The sequence below is a fragment of the Streptomyces sp. NBC_01267 genome (assembly GCF_036241575.1).
In the GTDB taxonomy this organism is placed as follows: domain Bacteria; phylum Actinomycetota; class Actinomycetes; order Streptomycetales; family Streptomycetaceae; genus Streptomyces.
In genome coordinates this window covers 4620710-4640360 of sequence record NZ_CP108455.1, presented here as the reverse complement: position 1 = coordinate 4640360, position 19651 = coordinate 4620710, and the positions used below count along the sequence as shown (strand labels likewise).

Sequence of the window (19651 nt, the reverse complement as noted above, 5' to 3'; positions counted from 1 at the left end):
GGGGCGGCGCCGCGTACTGCGACACCGCCCCGGCCCTCAGGCTTCCTACTTCGCCGCGTCGGCGGCCTTCACCAGTCCCGCCTTGTCGACGGTTCCGACGAACATCTTCCCGTCGTCCGTCAGCAGCGCGTTCACCAGCCGCGTGTGGAACACCGTGCCCGAGCCGAACGAGCCCGTCACCTTGTCCCCCAGCGAGCCCAGGAACTTCTCCGCGCCCGCGGGGGCACCGCTCGTGCCCGTGCTCCCGGCGCTCGGCAGGCCGGGGATCCCGGCCGCGCTGCCGGCGTCCAGCTGCACCACCGACGTCCAGCCCTTGCCGAGGACTTCCGTCCCCAGGCCCTTCGCGCCCCCGGGCAGGCCCTTGGAGTCCCCCGGCAGGGCGGACATCGGGCCGCTGTCCTTCGGCGCCTTGCCCAGGTCGCTGCCCTCCGTCACCTTCGCGCCCTTCGGCGGAGTGAAGGTGAAGGACGAGGCCGACGGCTTCGCGAAGCTGACCTTGGTGAAGCCGACGTCGATGGCGGCCTTGCCACCGTCGGACGGGGTGAGCGTGAACTTGAGCGGGGTGCCGTTCTTCGCGTCCACCGCGATCCGTACGGATCCGATCGTCGAGCCGGACTGCTTCGGCTTGATGAGCAGTTGGTACGCGTCCTGCCCGGCCACCTGCGTCGTGCCGTCGACGGTCACCGAGGTCGTCGGACCGGCCGCCTTCAGCACCTCGTCGGCGAACGCCTTCGGGGTGGCGGGGAGCTGGTCCTTGCCGTCCCGGTGGGCGCGCCGGTCCTTCGCCGTGGCCGACGGCTTGTCGCCCTTGGAGTGGTAGACCTCACCGGACTTGCTGTCGTACGCCCAGACCTGGTCACCGTTGTGGATCAGGCTGTACTCGGCGGCGCTGCCCAGGAGGGAGACCCGCTGCCGGTCGGGGCCGTCGACGGCCACCCGCAGGGTGTGGGTGCCCGAGGCGAGTTCCATCGCCTTGGACTGCGGGTCGGCGCTCGCTCCGCCGTCGCCCCCGGCCGCGTCCTTCAGGAACGAGTCGGCCATTCCGCCCAGCGACGGGATGCCCAGGTCCGCGCTGACCTGGACGGTGCCGGACAGCTGCTGGGTGTTCGACGCGGCGATCTTCTCGATGAGCTGCTGGGCCGTGATCTTCGGCAGGTTCGGGTCTCCCGAGCTGGCGAGCGCCGGGACCAGACCGATCGTCACGGCAGCCACCCCCGCCACCGCGACCGGGAGGAAGTAACGCGCCGCCTTCCGGCGGCCGGCGGTCAGGTCCGTGGCCTCTGCGGTGTCCTGCGCGCTGTCGTTCGGTGCCATGTGTGCCCTACCTCCGTGATCGGCGGCGATCCGTCCGGTTGCTCTCGTCCACCCCCGCGCCGCCATTCTCACCCGAATTGGTGGGGCGTGGTGGTTCCATCCCACCAAATCCCCCGGCGCTCCGCGTCACCCCGCGGGAGCAAGTCCATGTACCCCTCGGGTATGACAACCGACGGCGCCGGTCCCCCGTCCCCGTAGGGGCGTTGAACCGGCGCGGGTCGCAGAGCGGCCGTAAGGGTGACCGGATGTGCCGGTGCGGATCCGTCAGCCGACGCGGTGCACCACGGCGCCGCAGAGTTCCTCCAGCGCCGTCTTCGCGAAGCACTCCCGCAGCGGCGCGAGCGAGGCCCGTGCCTCCTCCGCGTACCGCACGGTGTCCTGCCGGGCCTGTTCCAGGGCCGGGTGAACCCGCATCAGCCGCAGCGCCTCGGCGTGCCTGACGTCGTCCGTGAGGTCGCCGTCGAGCAGTTCGACCAGGGCCTGGTCGTCCGGCCGGCCGTGGGCGGCGGCCTGGGCGCGCAGCCGCAGCACCGGCAGGGTGGGGATGCCCTCGCGCAGATCGGTGCCCGGGGTCTTGCCCGACTCGTGGCTGTCGCTGGCGATGTCCAGTACGTCGTCGGCCAGCTGGAAGGCCATGCCGAGCCGTTCGCCGTACTGGGTGAGGGTGTTCACCACGCTCTCGTCGGCGCCGGACATCATCGCGCCGAAGCGCCCGGACACGGCGATCAGCGAGCCGGTCTTGCCCGACAGGACGTCGAGGTAGTGGTCGACCGGGTCGCGGCCGTCCCGCGGTCCCGCGGTCTCCAGGATCTGACCGGTCACCAGACGCTCGAACGCCTCGGCCTGGATGCGTACGGCCTCCGGGCCCAGGTCGGCCAGGATGTGCGACGCGCGCGCGAAGAGGAAGTCGCCGGTGAGGACCGCGACGGAGTTGTCCCAGCGCGCGTTGGCGCTGTCCACCCCGCGGCGCACTTCTGCCTCGTCCATCACGTCGTCGTGGTAAAGCGTCGCCAGATGTGTCAATTCGACCACTACGGCAGAAGGTACGACTCCGGGTGCATAAGGGTCGCCGAACTGGGCAGCGAGCATCACGAGAAGCGGACGAAAGCGCTTACCCCCAGCCCGTACCAGATGTTGCGCGGCCTCCGTGATGAAAGGGACCTCGCTCTTGGTGGCATCGAGCAGCCCGGCCTCGACAGCCGCCAGTCCGGCCTGGACATCGGCGTCAAGTGCCTGGTCCCGCACCCTCAGCCCGAATGGCTCGACGACGGTCACGAGGGGATCTCCTGTCTGCTGACGATCACACGGATTGTCGATGTGTCGCTGTCCGCACTCAAGGCAGCGTATCCGGTCCGCTTTCGATCACCATGAGCGCCTGCCCGCCCACCCCGAGCGCATACCGAGCGTGACCGGTATGTTCAAAACACCTCGATTTGAAATGGAGCAGCACCTTTGTCCGGAACAGAGCCGCAGCCGGGACTGACGCCACCGGCTCAGCCCCCGACGCAGCCGGGCGACGACCATTCCTTCTTCGGCCAGCCACGGGGTCTGATGACCCTGTCCGGCCTGGAGATCTGGGAGCGATTCTCGTTCCTCGGAATGCAGGCCATTCTCGTCCTCTACTTCACGGCCACCGTGGCGGACGACGGCCTGGGCATGTCGCCGGGCGCGGCTGCCTCCGTCTCCGCCGCCTACGGCACGCTGGTCTATCTGGTGTCGGTGGCGGGCGGCTGGCTCGCCGACCGCATTCTCGGCTCGTACCGCGCCGTCCTGTACGGCGGCATCCTGATCGCCGTCGGCCACTACTCGATGGCGATCCCGACGGCCGCCATGACCTGGGTGGGCCTCGGGCTCATCTCGCTCGGCACGGGGCTGCTCAAGCCCAACGTGGCCACCCTGGTCGGCAAGCTGTACCGCACCGAGGACCAGCGCCGGGACGCCGGCTTCGCGCTGTACTACATGTGCATCAACATCGGCGCGTTCCTCGGTCCGCTGATCACCGGCTGGCTCGGTGACCACAAGGGCTGGCACTGGGGGTTCTCCGCCGCGGCCGTCGGGATGACGTTGGGCCTGATCCAGTACGTCCTGGGGCGCCGCCACATCGCGGGCCGCTCCGACTCCGCCGAACAGGCGCTGCCGCCCGCCGCGATGCGCCGCGCGGTCAGGCTGATCGTCGGCGGGTGCCTGGCGGTCGCCGTGGTGGCCGTGATCCTCGGGCTGACCGGCTGGCTGACCCTGGACCGCACCGTGGACGTGCTCACCGTCGTCTCGGTGGTGGCGCCGATCATCTTCTTCGCCGTGATGTTCCGGAGCCCCCGGGTGACCCGCGCGGAGCGCGCCCATCTGCGCCCCTACATCGTCCTCTTCCTCTCCTCGGTGGTCTTCAACTTCATCCTCTTCCAGGCGTACTCGACGATGATCCTGCTCGCGTCGACCAACGCCAAGACGGAGATCTTCGGCTTCCACTTCCCGGCCAGCTGGTACGCCTCCGCGCTCGGCGCCTTCGAGGTGGCGCTGGCTCCGGTGGTCGCCGCCCTCTGGGTACGGATGGGCAAGCGCCAGCCGCACGCCTCCAACAAGATCGCGATCGGCACCATCCTCGGCGGTCTCTCCTTCCTGATCATGGTTCCGGCCACTTCCGGCCGTACCGGCACCGACTGGCTGATGTCCGTCTGGTGGATCGTCGGCTCGTACGCCCTGCTCGGGCTCGGCGACATCCTGGTGGAGACCTCGGGCATGTCCGCCACCACGAAGCTCGCCCCCGCCGCCTTCGCCAGCCAGACGATGGCCCTCTGGTTCCTGTCGCTGGCCCTGGCCAACGGCATTCAGGCCCAGATCGTGAAGCTGTACGGCGAGGTCTCCGACCCCGCGTACTTCGGGGTCAACGGCGCCATCGCCGTCGTCGCCGGACTCGCGGTCGTCGCCGCAGCACCCTGGCTCAAACGCACCATGCACCCCGTCCACTGAGGAGCGCCTGCCGTGGCTCGAATCCGCACCGACTTCCCGTACGAGACCCGCCGCGAGGACGTCTGGATCCCCCTCCCGGACGGCACCCAGCTGTACGCCAGGATCTGGCGCCCGATCAGTGAGGAGCCGGTCCCGGCACTGCTCGAATACCTCCCCTACCGGCTCAACGACTGGACCGCGCCACGGGACTGGCAGCGGCACCCCTGGTACGCGGGCCACGGTTACGCCTCCGTACGGGTGGACGTGCGCGGCCACGGCAACTCCACCGGCATGCCCGGCGACGAGTACGACGCGCAGGAGCTGGCCGACGGGGTCGCCGTCGTGAACTGGCTCGCCGAGCAGCCGTGGTGCACCGGCAAGGTCGGCATGTTCGGCATCTCCTGGGGCGGCTTCAACTCGCTCCAGATCGCGGCCCTCGCACCCGAACCGCTCAAGGCGATCGTGACGGTCTGCTCGGCCGACGACCGCTACGACAACGACGTCCACTACATGAGCGGTTCGGTGCTCGCCGTGGACATGCACGCCTGGGCGGCGACGATGCTCGCCTTCGTGTGCCGGCCGCCGGACCCGGCACAGGTCGGCTCCGTGTGGCGGGACATGTGGCTGCGCCGGCTGGAGGCCGTGGACCCCTTCATCCACACCTGGCTCGCCCATCAGACCCGCGACGCCTACTGGAGGCACGGCAGCGTCTGCGAGGACTACACGGCCATCGACGCGGCGGTGCTCGCGGTCGGCGGCTGGCACGACCCGTACCGGGACACCGTCCTGCGGCTGGTCGAGCATCTGGACCCGTCGCGGGTCCGGGGGCTGATCGGCCCGTGGTCGCACCAGTACCCGGACCGCGGGCTGCCGCCGGGCCCGGCCATCGGCTTCCTCCAGGAGACGTTGCGCTGGTGGGACCACCACCTCAAGGGCGAGGACACCGGTGTCATGGAGGAGCCGCTGCTCCGCTCCTGGATCAGCGAGTCGCACCCGCCCGCGACGGTGTACCCGGAGCTGCCCGGCCGCTGGGTCGCCGACACGGCCTGGCCCTCGCCGCACGTCACCCCGGTCTCGTACGCGCTCCAGGGCGACCCGATGGTGGTGAGGTCCCCGCAGCAGACCGGCCTGGACGCGGGGCGCTTCTTCCCCTTCGGCAACGACGCCGACCTGCCGCCGGACCAGCGGGACGAGGACGCGAAGTCCGTCTGCTTCGAATTCCCGGTCCGCCAGGCGCCGATCGAGATCCTGGGCCGGGCGAAGGTCCATCTCTCGGTACGCTCCGAGGTCCGCACCGGCCAGGTGATCGCCCGGCTCTGCGACGTGGCACCGGACGGCTCCTCCACCCTGGTCACCCGGGGGGCGCTCAACTTCTCGGCCCGGCACGGCCGGGACCGCGCGGACATCTGGGAGCCGGGCACCACCGAGACGGTCACCTTCGAACTCAACGGCGTGGGGCACACCTTCCCGCCCGGCCACCGCATCCGGCTGTCGGTCTCCTCCGCGTACTGGCCGTGGATCTGGCCCCAGCCGGACTCGGCGCACGGCTGGACCCTGGACCCGGCGGCCTCGACGATGGAACTGCCGGTCCGCGCGCACACCGAGGACCACATCACCTTCGAGGAGCCCGAGCAGTCGGAAGCGCTCGCGGTGGTCTACCCGGAAGACCAGGAGGAGCGCCCCGAGCGGCTGGTCGTACGCGACGTGGCGAAGGGGACCTGGCGGCTGGAGGTCGACCCGCGCTACGGCGGCACCCGGATCTACCCGGACGGGCTGGAGTTCAGCGAGGACGCGCTGGAGACGTACACGATCAACGAGTCGGACCCGCTGTCCGCGCACACCCGCTCGGACTGGTCGATCCGCCTGCACCGCCCGGAGACGGGCTGGGACGTACGGGTCAGGACGCGCTCCGAGATCACCTGCGACGCGGCGGTCTTCATCACGTCGAACGAGGTGATCTGCGAGGACGGGGACGAGGTCGTGTTCCAGCGGTCGTGGGAGCGGCGGATCCCGCGGACGGCGGGGTAGGACCAGGTGCGGCGGGGCGCGGCCGTCCCCTTCCCGGGGGCGCCCGTTGCCCCGCTGCTTCCTGACGGAGCGCCCGTTGCCCCGCTGCTTCCTGACGGAGCGCCTGTCGCCCCGCCGCGCGGCACCTGCCCCCTGCGTGTCACACCGGCTCGAACGCGTACCGGTAGACGTTCGACTCCCGCCGCCGGAACCCCACCCGTTCGTACAGCCGGTTCGCCGCTTCCCTGGAGGGCCGCGACGTGAGGTCGACCGTGCGCGCCCCGGCGGCCTCGGCCACGCCGAGCGCGTGCTCGATCAGCGCCCTGCCGACTCCGTGGCCGCGAGCGGCGGTGTCGACCACCACGTCCTCCACATGGGCCCGCCGACCGGACGGCAGCGGGGACACCACCAGGGTCAGCGTTCCGGCTACCTCGCCGTCGACCCGCGCGACCAGCAGCGTCTGGGTGTCGACGGAGGCCAGTGCCGCCAGCGCCTCGCGGTCCAGCGGCCGGGCCGTGGACGACAGTTGCGGAAGGAGGCGGGTGAACGCCCGCACCAGTTCGTCGGTCACCTCGTGCACGGCTTCGATCTCTACGCTCATGCGCGGGATCCTCGCACGGCGGGCGCACCCGCCCGGAGCGTTCATCCGGAGCACCCGCCGGGAGCATCCGGCCGGAACACATTCACCCGGAACGTTCGGCCGGAAGGTTCACCTGGAACATGCGCCCGGCCCGTCCGTCCGGTGACAGCTGACGCCGTGACGGTTGCCGCCGTAACGTAGGCGTGTCCCAGAGACCCGAAAGCGAGGCAGCACCCCATGCCTGAGCAGAGCCCGCTCGACCTGTCCGAAGGCGATCCCTTCGGCCCGCACAACCTTCCGTACGGTGTCTTCTCCACCCCCGCGGAACCCGACCGGCGCCGGGTGGGTGTGCGCATAGGCGGTCATGTGCTGGATGCCGGAGCCGCGGCGTTCGCGCTGGGCTCGCCTTACAGCAAGCTGCTGGCGCACCCCACGCTGAACCCGCTGCTCGCGGCGGGGCGTACCGCGTGGCGCGACGTACGGCGGGCGCTGACCGCCTGGGTCACCGTCCCGGCGCACCGCGCGGACATCGAGCCGCTGCTGTATCCGCTGTCCGCCGTCACGCTCCACCTGCCGTACGAGGTCGCCGACTACGTCGACTTCTACGCGAGCGAGAACCACGCGACGAACGTCGGCCGGATCTTCCGCCCGGACTCGGTGGCGCTGACCCCCAACTGGAAGCACCTGCCCATCGGTTACCACGGCCGCGCGGGCACGGTCGTCGTGTCGGGCACCGATGTCGTACGCCCGTCGGGCCAGCGCAAGGCGCCCTCGGACCCGGCGCCGGTCTTCGGCCCCTCGGTCAAGCTCGACATCGAGGCGGAGGTCGGCTTCGTCGTCGGCGTGCCGTCCGGACAGGGCGGCCCGGTCCCGCTGGCCGACTTCCGTGAGCACGTCTTCGGGCTCCAGCTCCTCAACGACTGGTCCGCACGCGACATCCAGGCCTGGGAGTACGTCCCGCTGGGCCCCTTCCTCGGCAAGTCCTTCGCCACCTCGGTGTCGGCCTGGGTGACCCCGCTGGAGGCGCTGGACGCGGCACGGACCGCCCCGCCGGAGCGTGAACTGCCCCTGCTGCCCTACCTCGACGACGCCTCGGCCGAGGAGCCGGGCGGCTTCGACCTGCACCTCTCGGTGGCGGTCAACGGGCAGCTGATCTCCGAGCCGCCGTTCTCCGGGATGTACTGGACGGCCGCGCAGATGCTGGCCCACATGACGGTGAACGGCGCCTCGCTCCGTACCGGGGACCTGTTCGGGTCGGGCACGGTCAGTGGCACGTCGCCGGACCAGTGCGGCTCACTCCTGGAGATCACCTGGAACGGCACCCGGCCCCTCGAACTCCCGCACGGCAAGCGGACGTTCCTGGAGGACGGCGACGAGGTCACCATGACCGCCTGGGCGCCGGGCCCGGACGGGACCAGGGTGGGTCTCGGCGAGGTGACCGGAAGGATCGTACCCACGCCATGAGCCGGGCCGAGCCGACCCTTCCCGAAGAGCTGCTGCTGCTCGCGCTGGACCCCGCGCGGGGCAAGACGTTCTGCCGGGGCCGCTACCTGGAGTACGGGATGGCCGGCGCGGCTCTGGCGGAACTGGAGCTCCAGGGCCAGATCTCCGAGTCCCTGGGCAAGGTGCTGGTGGTCAACCCGCTGGTGCCGGGCGACCCGGTCCTCGCCCAGGTCCTGGCGCTGCTCCCGGAACCGGGCAAGGGAACGTTCGCCGGAACGGCCTCCGCCCGCAGCTGGATCCACCGGAACGGCAGCCAGATCGAGGGGCTGTACCTGGACCGCCTGGTGGAGCAGGGCGTCCTGCTCAGGGAGACCCGCCGCTTCGCCGGTCTACTTCCTTACCACCGCCATCCCGCGGGCCCGCACAACTGGTCGGCGCAGGCCCGCGCGCACTTCGCGGCGGCGGAGACGGCGGACTTCCCCGACCACCGCAGCCGCGCCCTGGCCGCGCTGGTCGCGGCGACCGGCCTGGCGCAGGTGACGGCGCAGGAGGGGTGGCGGTCCCGGGCGGCGATGCGGGGGCTGATCCGCAGCGAGTGGCCGGCGAACGCGGTACGGCGCAACGTCCAGCGCGACAGGTCACGGCGGAGCGGGGCCTGAGGTCCACGCGGGGCAGCCCCGAGGGGCGGAGCCCGACCGGCGCGGAGCCGGGCCCGGGGTCACGCGGGGCGGCCCCGAGGGGGGCGGAGCCCCGCGTGAACCGCCCGCGCGTGCGCCCTCCCCCTCGGGGACCCCTCAGGACCTCAGGACCCTCGGGACCCTCACGGTTCAGAAATCCTCGGGCGCGTACGACTCCTCGGGCGCGGGCGGCTCCTCGGATGCGTCCCACTCCTCCGGGACGTCCTGTGCGTCCGGTTCCTTCGGGGCATCCGGCTTCTCGGGCGCGTCCGGGGAACCGCCCGCCAGCACCCCCAGCACGCCCTCCCCGTACGTCGCCAGCTTCTTCTCGCCCAGACCGCCGATCCCGCCGAGTTCCCCGAGCGAGGACGGCCGCACCGTGGCGATCTCCCGCAGGGTCGCGTCGTGGAAGATCACATACGCCGGAACGCCCTGCTCCTTGGCCTGCTGCGCCCGCCATGCCCGCAGCGCCTCGAAGACCGGCACCGCCTCCGCCGACAGATCGGCGACCGCCGCGGCGGCTCTGGCCTTCTTCTCACCCTTCGCGGGCCTGGGCACCACGGCCTTCTCGGGCTCCTTGCGCAGCCGGACCTCGGCCTCCCGCGCCAGCACCGAACCGCTGGTGCCGGTCAGCACCAGCGTGCCGTACTCCCCCTCGACGGCGAGCAGCCCCTGCGCCAGCAACTGCCGCACCACGCCCCGCCACTGGCCCTCCGACAGGTCCTCGCCGATGCCGAAGACCGACAGCTGGTCGTGGTCGAACTGGATGACCTTGGCGGTCTTCCGGCCCAGCAGGATGTCGACGATCTGACCCGCCCCGAACTTCTGCCGGCGCTCCCGGTCCAGCCGCACCACCGTGGACAGCACCTTCTGCGCGGCCACCGTCCCGTCCCAGGTCTCGGGCGGGCTGAGGCAGGTGTCGCAGTTGCCGCAGGCCGGTGTCACGGCCTCCTGGCCGAAGTACTGGAGCAGCTGGACCCGACGGCATCCGGCGGTCTCGCAGAGCGCCAGCATCGCGTCGAGGTGCGCGGCGGCCCGGCGGCGGAACGTCTCGTCGCCCTCGCCGGTCTGGATCATCTTCCGCTGCTGGACCACGTCCTGGAGGCCGTACGTCATCCACGCCGTGGACGGCATCCCGTCCCGTCCCGCGCGGCCGGTCTCCTGGTAGTACCCCTCCACCGACTTGGGCAGGTCCAGGTGGGCCACGAACCGGACGTCCGGCTTGTCGATCCCCATCCCGAAGGCGATGGTCGCCACGACCACCAGGCCCTCCTCGCGCAGGAACCGCGACTGGTGGACGGCGCGGGTGCCCGCGTCCAGGCCCGCGTGGTACGGCACCGCCTCGATGCCGTTCTTGCACAGGTACTCGGCGGTCCGGTCCACGGAGGCGCGGGAGAGGCAGTAGACGATGCCCGCGTCCCCGGCGTGCTCCTCCTTCAGGAAGGCGAGCAGCTGCTTCTTGGGGTCGTTCTTCGGGACGATCCGGTACTGGATGTTGGGCCGGTCGAAGCCCGCCACGAAGTGCCGTGCGCCGGACATCCCGAGCCGCTGGGTGATCTCCTGGTGCGTGGCCCGGGTGGCGGTCGCGGTCAGGGCGATCCGCGGTACCTCGGGCCAGCGCTCGCCGAGCAGCGAGAGGGCCAGGTAGTCCGGCCGGAAGTCATGTCCCCAGGAGGCCACGCAGTGCGCCTCGTCGACCGCGAACACGGAGATCTTCGCGCGGCTCAGCAGCCCCAGCGTGGACTCCACGCGCAGCCGCTCGGGCGCCAGGTACAGCAGGTCCAGCTCCCCGGCGAGCAGCTCGGCCTCCACCGTGCGCCGCTCGTCGAAGTCCTGCGTGGAGTTCATGAACCCGGCGCGCACACCGAGGGCGCGCAGCGCGTCCACCTGGTCCTGCATCAGCGCGATCAGCGGCGAGATCACCACACCCGTACCGGGTCTGACCAGCGCGGGGATCTGGTAGCAGAGGGACTTTCCGCCGCCGGTGGGCATCAGCACCACGGCGTCCCCGCCGTTGACCACCTGCTCGATGATCTCTTCCTGCTCGCCGCGGAAGGCGTCGTAGCCGAAGACCCGGTGCAGTGTGCTGAGCGCCTCGCTCTGTTCGCGCTCCGCCACTGCCTCGCCGCTCCCGTTCATCGCTCGGTCCCCCGTCGCACTTGTCCCTCGTCCGTACTGCCGGTCACTCCAGCCACGATAGGGTCCCGCACTGACATCCCCGGACACACCGGTACTCCGGGACGGGGCCGGGGCGGCCGGGCCGCACGGGAAATACCAGGTCAGCGACCATGTCCGCCGTTCTGCGGGCGGCCGGGAACGGAAACGGCGAACGCCGGGCGGGCCGATACCTCCGGCCCGCCCGGCGTTCGGCGGTCGTACACGTCGGCGCTGTCGTACACGTCGGCGCTGCGCAGGGCAGGGGCCCCTGGCGAGGCGCCTACCGGACGAAGACTCCCGCCTGGCTCGCCAGGTCCAGGAAGTACTGCGGCGCGAGGCCCAGCACCAGCGTGACCGCGACGCCCACCGCGATGGTCGTCGTCGTCAGTGCCGACGGGACGGCGACCGTCGGGCCGTCGGCCTTCGGCTCGCTGAAGAACATCAGCACGATGACCCGGATGTAGAAGAACGCGGCGATGGCCGAGGAGATCACACCGACCACGACCAGGCCGCCGGCCCCGCCGTCCGCCGCCGCCTTGAACACCGCGAACTTCCCGCTGAACCCGCTGGTGAGCGGGATGCCCGCGAAAGCGAGCAGGAAGACCGCGAAGACCGCCGCCACCAGGGGTGAACGGCGCCCGAGCCCGGCCCACTTGGACAGGTGCGTCGCCTCGCCGCCCGCGTCCCGCACCAGCGTGACCACGGCGAACGCGCCGATCGTCACGAAGGAGTACGTCACCAGGTAGAAGAGGACGGAGCTGATGCCCTCGGGCGTGGTCGCGATGACACCGGCCAGGAGGAACCCGGCGTGCGCGATCGACGAGTACGCCAGCATCCGCTTGATGTCGGTCTGGGTGATCGCGACGATCGCACCGCCCAGCATGGTGATGATCGCGACGGCCCACATGACCGGCCGCCAGTCCCAGCGCATGCCCGGCAGCACCACGTACAGCAGCCGCAGCAGCGCGCCGAACGCGGCGACCTTGGTGGCCGCCGCCATGAAGCCGGTGACCGGGGTCGGGGCGCCCTGGTAGACGTCCGGGGTCCACATGTGGAACGGCACGGCACCGACCTTGAAGAGCAGCCCCATCAGGATCATCGCGCCGCCGATGAGCAGCAGCGCGTCGTTGCCCATGGTGTCGGCGAGCGCCGGGTCGACGTTCTGCACGGTGCCGTCGACGACCGCGGCGATGCGGGCGTACGAGACGGAGCCCGCGTACCCGTAGAGCAGCGCGATCCCGAAGAGCAGGAAGGCGGACGAGAAGGCCCCGAGCAGGAAGTACTTCACCGCGGCCTCCTGCGACATCAGCCGCTTGCGGCGGGCGAGGGCGCACATGAGGTAGAGCGGGAGCGAGAAGACCTCCAGCGCCACGAAGAGCGTCAGCAGGTCGTTGGCCGCCGGGAAGACCAGCATGCCGCCGACCGCGAAGAGCGCGAGCGGGAAGATCTCGGTGGTGGTGAACCCGGCCTTGACCGCCTCCTGTTCGCTCTCGCTGCCCGGTACGGACGCGGCCTGGGCGGCGAACGAGTCGACGCGGTTGCCGTGCACCTCGGGGTCGAGCCTGCGCTCGGCGAAGGTGAAGACCGCGACCAGCGCGGCCAGCAGGATGGTGCCCTGGAGGAACAGCGCGGGCCCGTCGACCGCGACCGCGCCCATGGCCGCGATGTGCGCCTTGGTCGAGCCGTATCCACCGGCCGCCAGCGCGACGACCGCCGCGAAGGAGGCGGCGATGGCCACGACCGTGAGGAACACCTGGGCGTAGTAACGGCCCCTGCGCGGCACGAAGGCCTCGACGAGGACGCCCAGCATCGCGGCACCGAGAATGATCAGCACGGGTGAGAGCTGCGCGTACTCGATGTGGGGAGCCGGAATCTTGCCGATGGGGCCGACCGCCCCCATTGTCCACAGGCTGTGGACAGCTGTTGCGCTCACTTCGCGGCCTCCACTGCGGGCTGGGAAGGACGGGGGTCCTTCTTCTGAACGTCGGACATCGTGTGCTTCACGGCCGGGTCGACGATCTCCGTCAGCGGCTTCGGATAGACACCGAGGAAGACCAGCAGCGCGATCAGCGGCAGTACGACGACCAGTTCACGGACCTTGAGGTCCGCCATCCCCTGCACGGTGGCCTTGACCGGGCCCGTCATCGTCCGTTGGTAGAGGACGAGGACGTAGAGCGCGGCGAGCACGATGCCGATGGTCGCGACGATCCCGGCGGCCGGGTAGGCGCTGAACGTGCCCACCAGGACCAGGAATTCACTGACGAACGGCGACAGGCCGGGCAGCGACAGCGTCGCGAGACCGCCGATCAGGAAGGTCCCGGCGAGCACCGGGGCCACCTTCTGCACCCCGCCGTAGTCGGCGATGAGCCGCGATCCGCGCCGCGAGATCAGGAACCCGGCCACCAGCATCAGGGCGGCCGTGGAGATCCCGTGGTTGACCATGTAGAGCGTCGCGCCCGACTGGCCCTGGGTGGTCATCGCGAAGATGCCCAGGATGATGAAGCCGAAGTGCGAGACCGACGCGTAGGCGATCAGCCGCTTGATGTCGCGCTGGCCGACCGCGAGCAGCGCGCCGTAGATGATGCTGATCAGCGCGAGCACCAGGATCACCGGAGTGGCCCACTTGCTCGCCTCGGGGAAGAGCTGGAGGCAGAAGCGCAGCATCGCGAACGTGCCGACCTTGTCGACCACGGCGGTGATCAGCACGGCGACCGGGGCGGTCGCCTCACCCATGGCGTTGGGCAGCCAGGTGTGCAGCGGCCACAGCGGCGCCTTCACCGCGAAGGCGAAGAAGAAGCCGAGGAAGAGCCAGCGCTCGGTGCTGGTCGCCATGTGCAGCGAGCCGTTGGCCCGTGCCGCGACGATGTCCTGGAGCGAGAAGTTCCCCGCGACCACGTAGAGGCCGATGACCGCGGCCAGCATGAGCAGGCCGCCGACCAGGTTGTAGAGGAGGAACTTGACCGCCGCGTACGAGCGTTGGGTCGCCGCCGCCTCGTCGCCCTGGGCGTGCGCCCGGTCCCCGAAGCCGCCGATGAGGAAGTACATCGGGATGAGCATGGCTTCGAAGAGGATGTAGAAGAGGAAGACGTCGGTGGCCTCGAAGGAGAGGATCACCATCGCTTCGACGGCCAGGATCAGGGCGAAGAAGCCCTGGGTGGGCCGCCACCGCGAACTGTGTGTCTCCAGGGGGTCGGCGTCGTGCCAGCCGGCCAGGATCACGAACGGGATGAGCAGGGCGGTCAGGGCGAGCATCGCCAGACCGATCCCGTCCACGCCCAGTTCGTACCGCACCCCGAAGTCCTTGATCCAGGCGTGCGATTCGGTGAGCTGGTAGCGCGCGCCGCCGGGCTCGAACCGTACGAACTGGACGGCGCCCAGGACGAGCGTGCCGAGCGAGAACAGCAGCGCCAGCCACTTCGCCGCCGTGCGCCGCGCGGCCGGGACCGCGGCGGTGACGACCGCACCGACCGCCGGGAGCGCGGCTGTTGCCGTCAGGAGAGGAAAGGACATCGTGATCAGACCGCCCTCATCAGCAGGGTCGCGGCGACGAGAATCACTGCGCCGCCGAACATCGAGGCCGCGTAACTCCGGGCGTAGCCGTTCTGCAGCTTGCGCAGCCGTCCCGAGAGGCCGCCGACCGAGGCGGCGGTGCCGTTGACGACACCGTCCACCAGGCTGTGGTCGAGATAGACCAGCGACCGGGTGAGGTGTTCGCCGCCGCGGACCAGAACGACGTGGTTGAAGTCGTCCTGGAGGAGATCGCGCCGGGCGGCGCGGGTGAGCAGCGAGCCCTTGGGCGCCACTGCCGGGACGGGCTTGCGGCCGTAGACCAGCCAGGCGATGACGGCGCCGATCACCAGGACCACCATCGTCCCGGCGGTGACCACGCCCGCGCTGACCGGCGAATTGCCCTCGGCATGGCCGGTGACGGGCTCCAGCCAGTGCAGGAAGCGGTTGCCGATCCCGAAGAACGCTCCGGCGAAGACCGAACCGAACGCCAGGATGATCATGGGGATGGTCATCGACTTGGGCGACTCGTGCGGGTGCGGCTGGTTGCCGTCCGCGTCGGGCACCCAGCGCTTCTCGCCGAAGAACGTCATCAGCATGACCCGGGTCATGTAGAACGCGGTGATCCCGGCGCCCAGCAGGGCCGCGCCGCCGAGGATCCAGCCCTCGGTGCCGCCCTTGGCGAAGGCCGCCTCGATGATCTTGTCCTTGGAGAAGAACCCGGAGAGGCCGGGGAAGCCGATGATCGCGAGATAGCCGAGCCCGAAGGTCACGAACGTCACCGGCATGTACTTCCGCAGGCCGCCGTACTTCCGCATGTCCACCTCGTCGTTCATGCCGTGCATGACCGATCCGGCGCCGAGGAAGAGTCCGGCCTTGAAGAAGCCGTGGGTGACCAGGTGCATGATCGCGAAGGCGTAGCCGATCGGGCCGAGCCCGGCCGCGAGGATCATGTAGCCGATCTGCGACATCGTCGAACCCGCGAGGGCCTTCTTGATGTCGTCCTTCGCGCAACCGACGATCGCACCGAAGAGGAGCGTCACCGCGCCGACCACCACGACCGCCATCTGCGCGTCGGGGGCCAGGTTGAAGATCGCGCCGGACCGGGTGATCAGGTACACGCCCGCCGTCACCATCGTCGCCGCGTGGATCAGGGCCGAGACCGGGGTCGGGCCCTCCATCGCGTCACCGAGCCAGGACTGCAGCGGCACCTGTGCGGACTTGCCGCAGGCGGCGAGCAGCAGCATCAGCCCGATGGCGGTGAGTTTGCCCTCCGAGGCGTGCCCCGCGGTGGACAGGACCGGGCCGAAGGCGAAGGTCCCGAAGGTGGTGAACATCAGCATGATCGCGATCGACAGGCCCATGTCACCGACGCGGTTGACGATGAAGGCCTTCTTGGCCGCCGTCGCCGCGCTCGGCTTGTGCTGCCAGAAGCCGATCAGCAGGTACGACGCCAGACCGACGCCCTCCCACCCGACGTACAGCAGCAGGTAGTTGTCGGCGAGGACCAGCAGCAGCATCGCCGCGAGGAAGAGGTTCAGGTAGCCGAAGAAGCGGCGGCGCCGCTCGTCGTGCTCCATGTAGCCGATCGAGTAGATGTGGATCAGCGTGCCCACACCGGAGATCAGCAGGACGAACGTCATCGACAGCTGGTCGAGCTGGAAGGCGGCGTCGGCCCGGAAGCCGCCCACCGGGATCCAGGTGAACAGGTGCTGGTGCAGGGTGCGGTGGTCCGCGCTCCTGCCCAGCATGTTCACGAAGAGGACGGCCGCGATCACGAACGACGCACCGGCGAAGAGCGTGCCGAGCCAGTGGCCGGCACGGTCGAACCGCCGCCCGCCGCAGAGCAGTACCGCCGCTCCGAGCAAAGGCGCTGCAATCAGCAGCGCAATCAAGTTCTCCACTGTTCAGCGACCCCTTACAGCTTCATCAGGCTGGCGTCGTCGACCGAGGCCGAGTGGCGGGAACGGAAGAGCGACACGATGATCGCGAGCCCGACCACGACCTCGGCGGCGGCAACGACCATCGTGAAGAAGGCGATGACCTGGCCGTCGAGATTTCCGTGCATACGGGAGAAGGCGACGAACGCGAGGTTGCAGGCGTTGAGCATCAGCTCCACGCACATGAACACCACGATCGCGTTCCGCCTGATCAGCACCCCGGCCGCGCCGATGGTGAACAACAGCGAGGCGAGATACAGATAGTTGACCGGGTTCACTTCGCCTCCTCCTCTTCGCGGTCGTGGTCACCGGGCAGTTCGGCGTCGTGACCGTGTCCGGCGTCCCGGCCGAGCCGCTCCTCGGAGCGCTGTTCCAGCGCCTTGAGGTTGGCCATGGCCTCGCTCGACACGTCGCGGATCTGACCGCGGCGGCGGAGCGTCTGCATGACGGTGAGCTCCGAGGGCGTCCCGTCCGGCAGCAGTCCCGCGATGTCCACGGCGTTGTGCCGGGCGTAGACACCGGGAGCGGGCAGCGGGGGAACCTGCCTTCCGCGTACGCGCTCCTCGGACATCTCCCGCTGGGTCATGGCCCGTTCGGACCGCTCGCGGTGGGTGAGCACCATCGCGCCGACGGCCGCGGTGATGAGCAGCGCGCCGGTGATCTCGAAGGCGAAGACGTACTTGGTGAAGATCAGGGCGGCGAGGCCCTGGACGTTCCCCGCGGAGTTGGCCTGGCCCAGGCCGGTGAAGGTCTTCAGCGAGGCGTTGGCGATACCGGCGATCAGCAGGATGCCGAAGCCGAGCCCGCAGAGCACGGCCAGCCAGCGCTGCCCCTTGATGGTCTCCTTCAGCGAGTCGGCGGCGGTGACACCGACCAGCATGACCACGAAGAGGAAGAGCATCATGATCGCGCCGGTGTAGACGACGATCTGGACGATGCCCAGGAAGTACGCGCCGTTGGCGAGGTAGAAGACCGCCAGGACGATCATGGTTCCGGCGAGGCTCAGCGCGCTGTGCACGGCCCGCCGCATGAGTACGGTGGACAGCGCGCCGATCACGGCGACGGTGCCCAGCACCCAGAACTGGAAGGCCTCACCGGTGGAGGTCAGGTAGTTCACGCCCCCGCCCCCTCTTTCGGTGCCCCGTCCGAGGGTGTCTCGCCCTTGGAGACCGCGACCTGGCGGACGGTGCCCGGGGCGGCCTCGGTCACCAGCCCCCGGTAGTAGTCCTGTTCGTCGGTGCCCGGGAAGATCGAGTGCGGCGATTCGACCATGCCCTCGTCGAGACCGGCGAGCAGCTGCTCCTTGGTGTAGATGAGGTTCGCCCGGCTGCTGTCGGCCAGTTCGAACTCATTGGTCATCGTCAGCGCCCTGGTCGGGCAGGCCTCGATGCAGAGTCCGCACAGGATGCAGCGGGCGTAGTTGATCTGGTAGACGCGGCCGTACCGCTCGCCCGGGGAGTAGCGCTCCTCCTCGGTGTTGTCCGCGCCCTCCACGTAGATCGCGTCCGCCGGACAGGCCCAGGCGCACAGCTCGCACCCGATGCACTTCTCCAGTCCGTCCGGATGCCGGTTGAGCTGGTGCCGCCCGTGGAAGCGCGGCGCCGTGGTCTTCTCCTGCTCCGGGTACTGCTCGGTCAGCCGCTTCTTGAACATGGCCTTGAAGGTCACGCCGAAGCCGGCCACCGGGTTCTGCCAGGGAGCCTTGGGGGTCTCGTCCCCGGAAGCCTCAGTAGAGCGGTCAGGCATCGTCAGCCTCCTTTCCGTCACTCACAGTGTCCACGCCACCACTGACAATCAGCTCCCGCTCCGTGCGCGAAGGCCGCCGGGGTACGGGGGGAAGGGTCTGTCCGGGCAGGGGCGGTACGGGGAAGCCGCCCGCCATCGGGTCGAAGGCCGGCCCCGGTCCTGCCGCGTCGGCCGCCGCCTGTTCCTGCTTCTCCTGCTTGTCGCGGAAGATGTCGTAGACGAAGGACAGCAGCAGGATCGCCACGACGGCCCCGGCTCCGTAGAGCACGATCCGGGAGTAGTCGTAGTCGGCGTTGCGCAGCGCCCGTACGGTCGCCACCAGCATCAGCCAGACCACCGAGACCGGGATCAGGACCTTCCAGCCCAGCTTCATCAACTGGTCGTAGCGGACGCGGGGCAGTGTCCCGCGCAGCCAGATGAAGAAGAACAGCAGCAGCTGGACCTTGATGACGAACCAGAGCATCGGCCACCAGCCGTGGTTCGCCCCCTCCCAGAAGGTGGAGATCGGCCAGGGGGCCCGCCAGCCGCCCAGGAAGAGCGTCGCGGAGACCGCCGAGACGGTGACCATGTTGACGTACTCGGCCAGCATGAACATCGCGAACTTGATCGACGAGTACTCGGTGTTGAAGCCGCCGACCAGGTCGCCCTCGGACTCCGGCATGTCGAACGGGGCGCGGTTGGTCTCACCGATCATCGTGACGATGTAGATGATGAAGGAGACCGGCAGCAGCACGATGAACCAGCGGTCCTTCTGTGCGTCGACGATCGCCGAGGTGGACATCGACCCCGAGTAGAGGAAGACCGAGGCGAACGCCGCGCCCATCGCGATCTCGTAGCTGATCATCTGGGCGCACGAGCGCAGACCGCCGAGCAGCGGGTACGTCGAACCCGACGACCATCCGGCGAGGACGATGCCGTAGATGCCGACCGAGGCGACCGCGAGAATGTAGAGCATCGCGATCGGCAGGTCGGTGAGCTGCATCGTCGTGCGGTGGCCGAAGATCGACACCTCGTTGCCCGAGGGGCCGAACGGGATGACCGCGATCGCCATGAAGGCGGGCACCGCGGCGACGACCGGCGCGAGGATGTAGACGAACTTGTCCGCCCGTTTGACGACCAGGTCTTCCTTCAGCATCAGCTTGATGCCGTCGGCCAGCGACTGGAGCATGCCCCAGGGGCCGTGCCGGTTGGGCCCGATGCGCAGCTGCATCCAGGCGACCACCTTGCGCTCCCACACGATGGCGAAGAGCACGGTGAGCATCAGGAAGGCGAAGCAGAAGACCGCCTTGACGACGACCAGCCACCAGGGGTCCCGTCCGAACATGGACAGGTCC

At 69.9% G+C, this 19651-nt stretch carries 15 protein-coding genes; 4 read left to right on the top strand and 11 right to left on the bottom strand.

Features of this window, described 5'->3' with window-relative positions:
- Positions 1–45 precede the first annotated feature (45 nt).
- Positions 46–1314, bottom strand: a complete 1269-nt coding sequence (locus OG709_RS21320; RefSeq protein WP_250299163.1) for a LolA family protein — start codon at positions 1312–1314, stop codon at positions 46–48.
- A gap of 264 nt (positions 1315–1578) precedes the next feature.
- Positions 1579–2589 carry a polyprenyl synthetase family protein gene (locus OG709_RS21315; RefSeq protein WP_329167472.1) on the bottom strand — a complete coding sequence of 337 codons (1011 nt, stop codon included), beginning with the start codon at positions 2587–2589 and terminating at the stop codon, positions 1579–1581.
- Between the two features lie 177 nt (positions 2590–2766).
- Here OG709_RS21315 and OG709_RS21310 point away from each other — a divergent pair, with 177 nt between their 5' ends.
- Together OG709_RS21310 and OG709_RS21305 are read left to right on the top strand one after the other, a co-directional pair.
- Positions 2767–4281 (top strand): peptide MFS transporter, encoded by a 1515-nt coding sequence (locus tag OG709_RS21310; RefSeq protein WP_250299160.1) that lies wholly within the window; start codon positions 2767–2769, stop codon positions 4279–4281.
- 12 nt (positions 4282–4293) lie between these two features.
- On the top strand, positions 4294–6288 hold the full coding sequence (locus OG709_RS21305) for a CocE/NonD family hydrolase (RefSeq protein ID WP_329167469.1): 1995 nt from the start codon (positions 4294–4296) through the stop codon (positions 6286–6288).
- Positions 6289–6427: 139 nt separating this feature from the next.
- Here OG709_RS21305 and OG709_RS21300 read toward each other — a convergent pair whose 3' ends face one another.
- A complete protein-coding gene (locus OG709_RS21300; protein WP_250299151.1) occupies positions 6428–6868 on the bottom strand; it encodes a GNAT family N-acetyltransferase in 441 nt (146 codons plus the stop codon).
- A 216-nt stretch (positions 6869–7084) separates the two neighbouring features.
- Between OG709_RS21300 and fahA the strand changes: the two genes are divergently transcribed.
- Together fahA and OG709_RS21290 are read left to right on the top strand one after the other, a co-directional pair.
- Positions 7085–8311, top strand: a complete 1227-nt coding sequence (fahA, locus tag OG709_RS21295; RefSeq protein ID WP_326694222.1) for a fumarylacetoacetase — start codon at positions 7085–7087, stop codon at positions 8309–8311.
- A complete protein-coding gene (locus OG709_RS21290) occupies positions 8308–8949 on the top strand; it encodes a GOLPH3/VPS74 family protein (protein ID WP_250299145.1) in 642 nt (213 codons plus the stop codon). Before fahA ends, OG709_RS21290 begins: the two co-directional genes overlap by 4 nt.
- Positions 8950–9117: 168 nt before the next feature.
- Here OG709_RS21290 and recQ read toward each other — a convergent pair whose 3' ends face one another.
- The 8 genes from recQ to nuoH all read right to left on the bottom strand — a co-directional run bounded on the left by recQ (position 9118) and on the right by nuoH (position 19641).
- The gene (gene recQ, locus OG709_RS21285) at positions 9118–11106 is read right to left on the bottom strand and encodes a DNA helicase RecQ (protein ID WP_250299143.1); all 1989 of its coding nucleotides are present in this window, start codon (positions 11104–11106) and stop codon (positions 9118–9120) included.
- Between the two features lie 298 nt (positions 11107–11404).
- The gene (nuoN, locus tag OG709_RS21280) at positions 11405–13057 is read right to left on the bottom strand and encodes an NADH-quinone oxidoreductase subunit NuoN (protein WP_250299140.1); all 1653 of its coding nucleotides are present in this window, start codon (positions 13055–13057) and stop codon (positions 11405–11407) included.
- On the bottom strand, positions 13054–14634 hold the full coding sequence (locus OG709_RS21275; RefSeq protein WP_250299139.1) for an NADH-quinone oxidoreductase subunit M: 1581 nt from the start codon (positions 14632–14634) through the stop codon (positions 13054–13056). Before OG709_RS21275 ends, nuoN begins: the two co-directional genes overlap by 4 nt.
- Positions 14635–14639: 5 nt before the next feature.
- Positions 14640–16535 carry an NADH-quinone oxidoreductase subunit L gene (nuoL, locus tag OG709_RS21270; RefSeq protein ID WP_326694223.1) on the bottom strand — a complete coding sequence of 632 codons (1896 nt, stop codon included), beginning with the start codon at positions 16533–16535 and terminating at the stop codon, positions 14640–14642.
- 14 nt (positions 16536–16549) lie between these two features.
- Positions 16550–16849, bottom strand: coding sequence for an NADH-quinone oxidoreductase subunit NuoK (nuoK, locus tag OG709_RS21265; protein WP_250299134.1), 300 nt, complete (start codon positions 16847–16849; stop codon positions 16550–16552).
- Entirely contained in the window at positions 16846–17688 is an 843-nt protein-coding gene (locus OG709_RS21260) for an NADH-quinone oxidoreductase subunit J (protein ID WP_250299133.1), read from the bottom strand. Before OG709_RS21260 ends, nuoK begins: the two co-directional genes overlap by 4 nt.
- A complete protein-coding gene (gene nuoI, locus OG709_RS21255) occupies positions 17685–18317 on the bottom strand; it encodes an NADH-quinone oxidoreductase subunit NuoI (RefSeq protein WP_250299131.1) in 633 nt (210 codons plus the stop codon). Before nuoI ends, OG709_RS21260 begins: the two co-directional genes overlap by 4 nt.
- On the bottom strand, positions 18310–19641 hold the full coding sequence (gene nuoH / locus OG709_RS21250; protein ID WP_266644920.1) for an NADH-quinone oxidoreductase subunit NuoH: 1332 nt from the start codon (positions 19639–19641) through the stop codon (positions 18310–18312). Before nuoH ends, nuoI begins: the two co-directional genes overlap by 8 nt.
- Positions 19642–19651 lie beyond the last annotated feature (10 nt).

Bases quoted from the DNA above. Each gene is read 5' to 3' on its own strand.
- fahA (WP_326694222.1), top strand. From the start codon at position 7,085: ATGCCTGAGCAGAGCCCGCTCGACCTGTCCGAAGGCGATCCCTTCGGC.
- OG709_RS21300 (WP_250299151.1), bottom strand. From the start codon at position 6,868: ATGAGCGTAGAGATCGAAGCCGTGCACGAGGTGACCGACGAACTGGTG.
- OG709_RS21320 (WP_250299163.1), bottom strand. From the start codon at position 1,314: ATGGCACCGAACGACAGCGCGCAGGACACCGCAGAGGCCACGGACCTG.
- recQ (WP_250299143.1), bottom strand. From the start codon at position 11,106: ATGAACGGGAGCGGCGAGGCAGTGGCGGAGCGCGAACAGAGCGAGGCG.
- nuoH (WP_266644920.1), bottom strand. From the start codon at position 19,641: ATGTTCGGACGGGACCCCTGGTGGCTGGTCGTCGTCAAGGCGGTCTTC.
- OG709_RS21290 (WP_250299145.1), top strand. From the start codon at position 8,308: ATGAGCCGGGCCGAGCCGACCCTTCCCGAAGAGCTGCTGCTGCTCGCG.
- OG709_RS21275 (WP_250299139.1), bottom strand. From the start codon at position 14,634: ATGTCCTTTCCTCTCCTGACGGCAACAGCCGCGCTCCCGGCGGTCGGT.
- nuoI (WP_250299131.1), bottom strand. From the start codon at position 18,317: ATGCCTGACCGCTCTACTGAGGCTTCCGGGGACGAGACCCCCAAGGCT.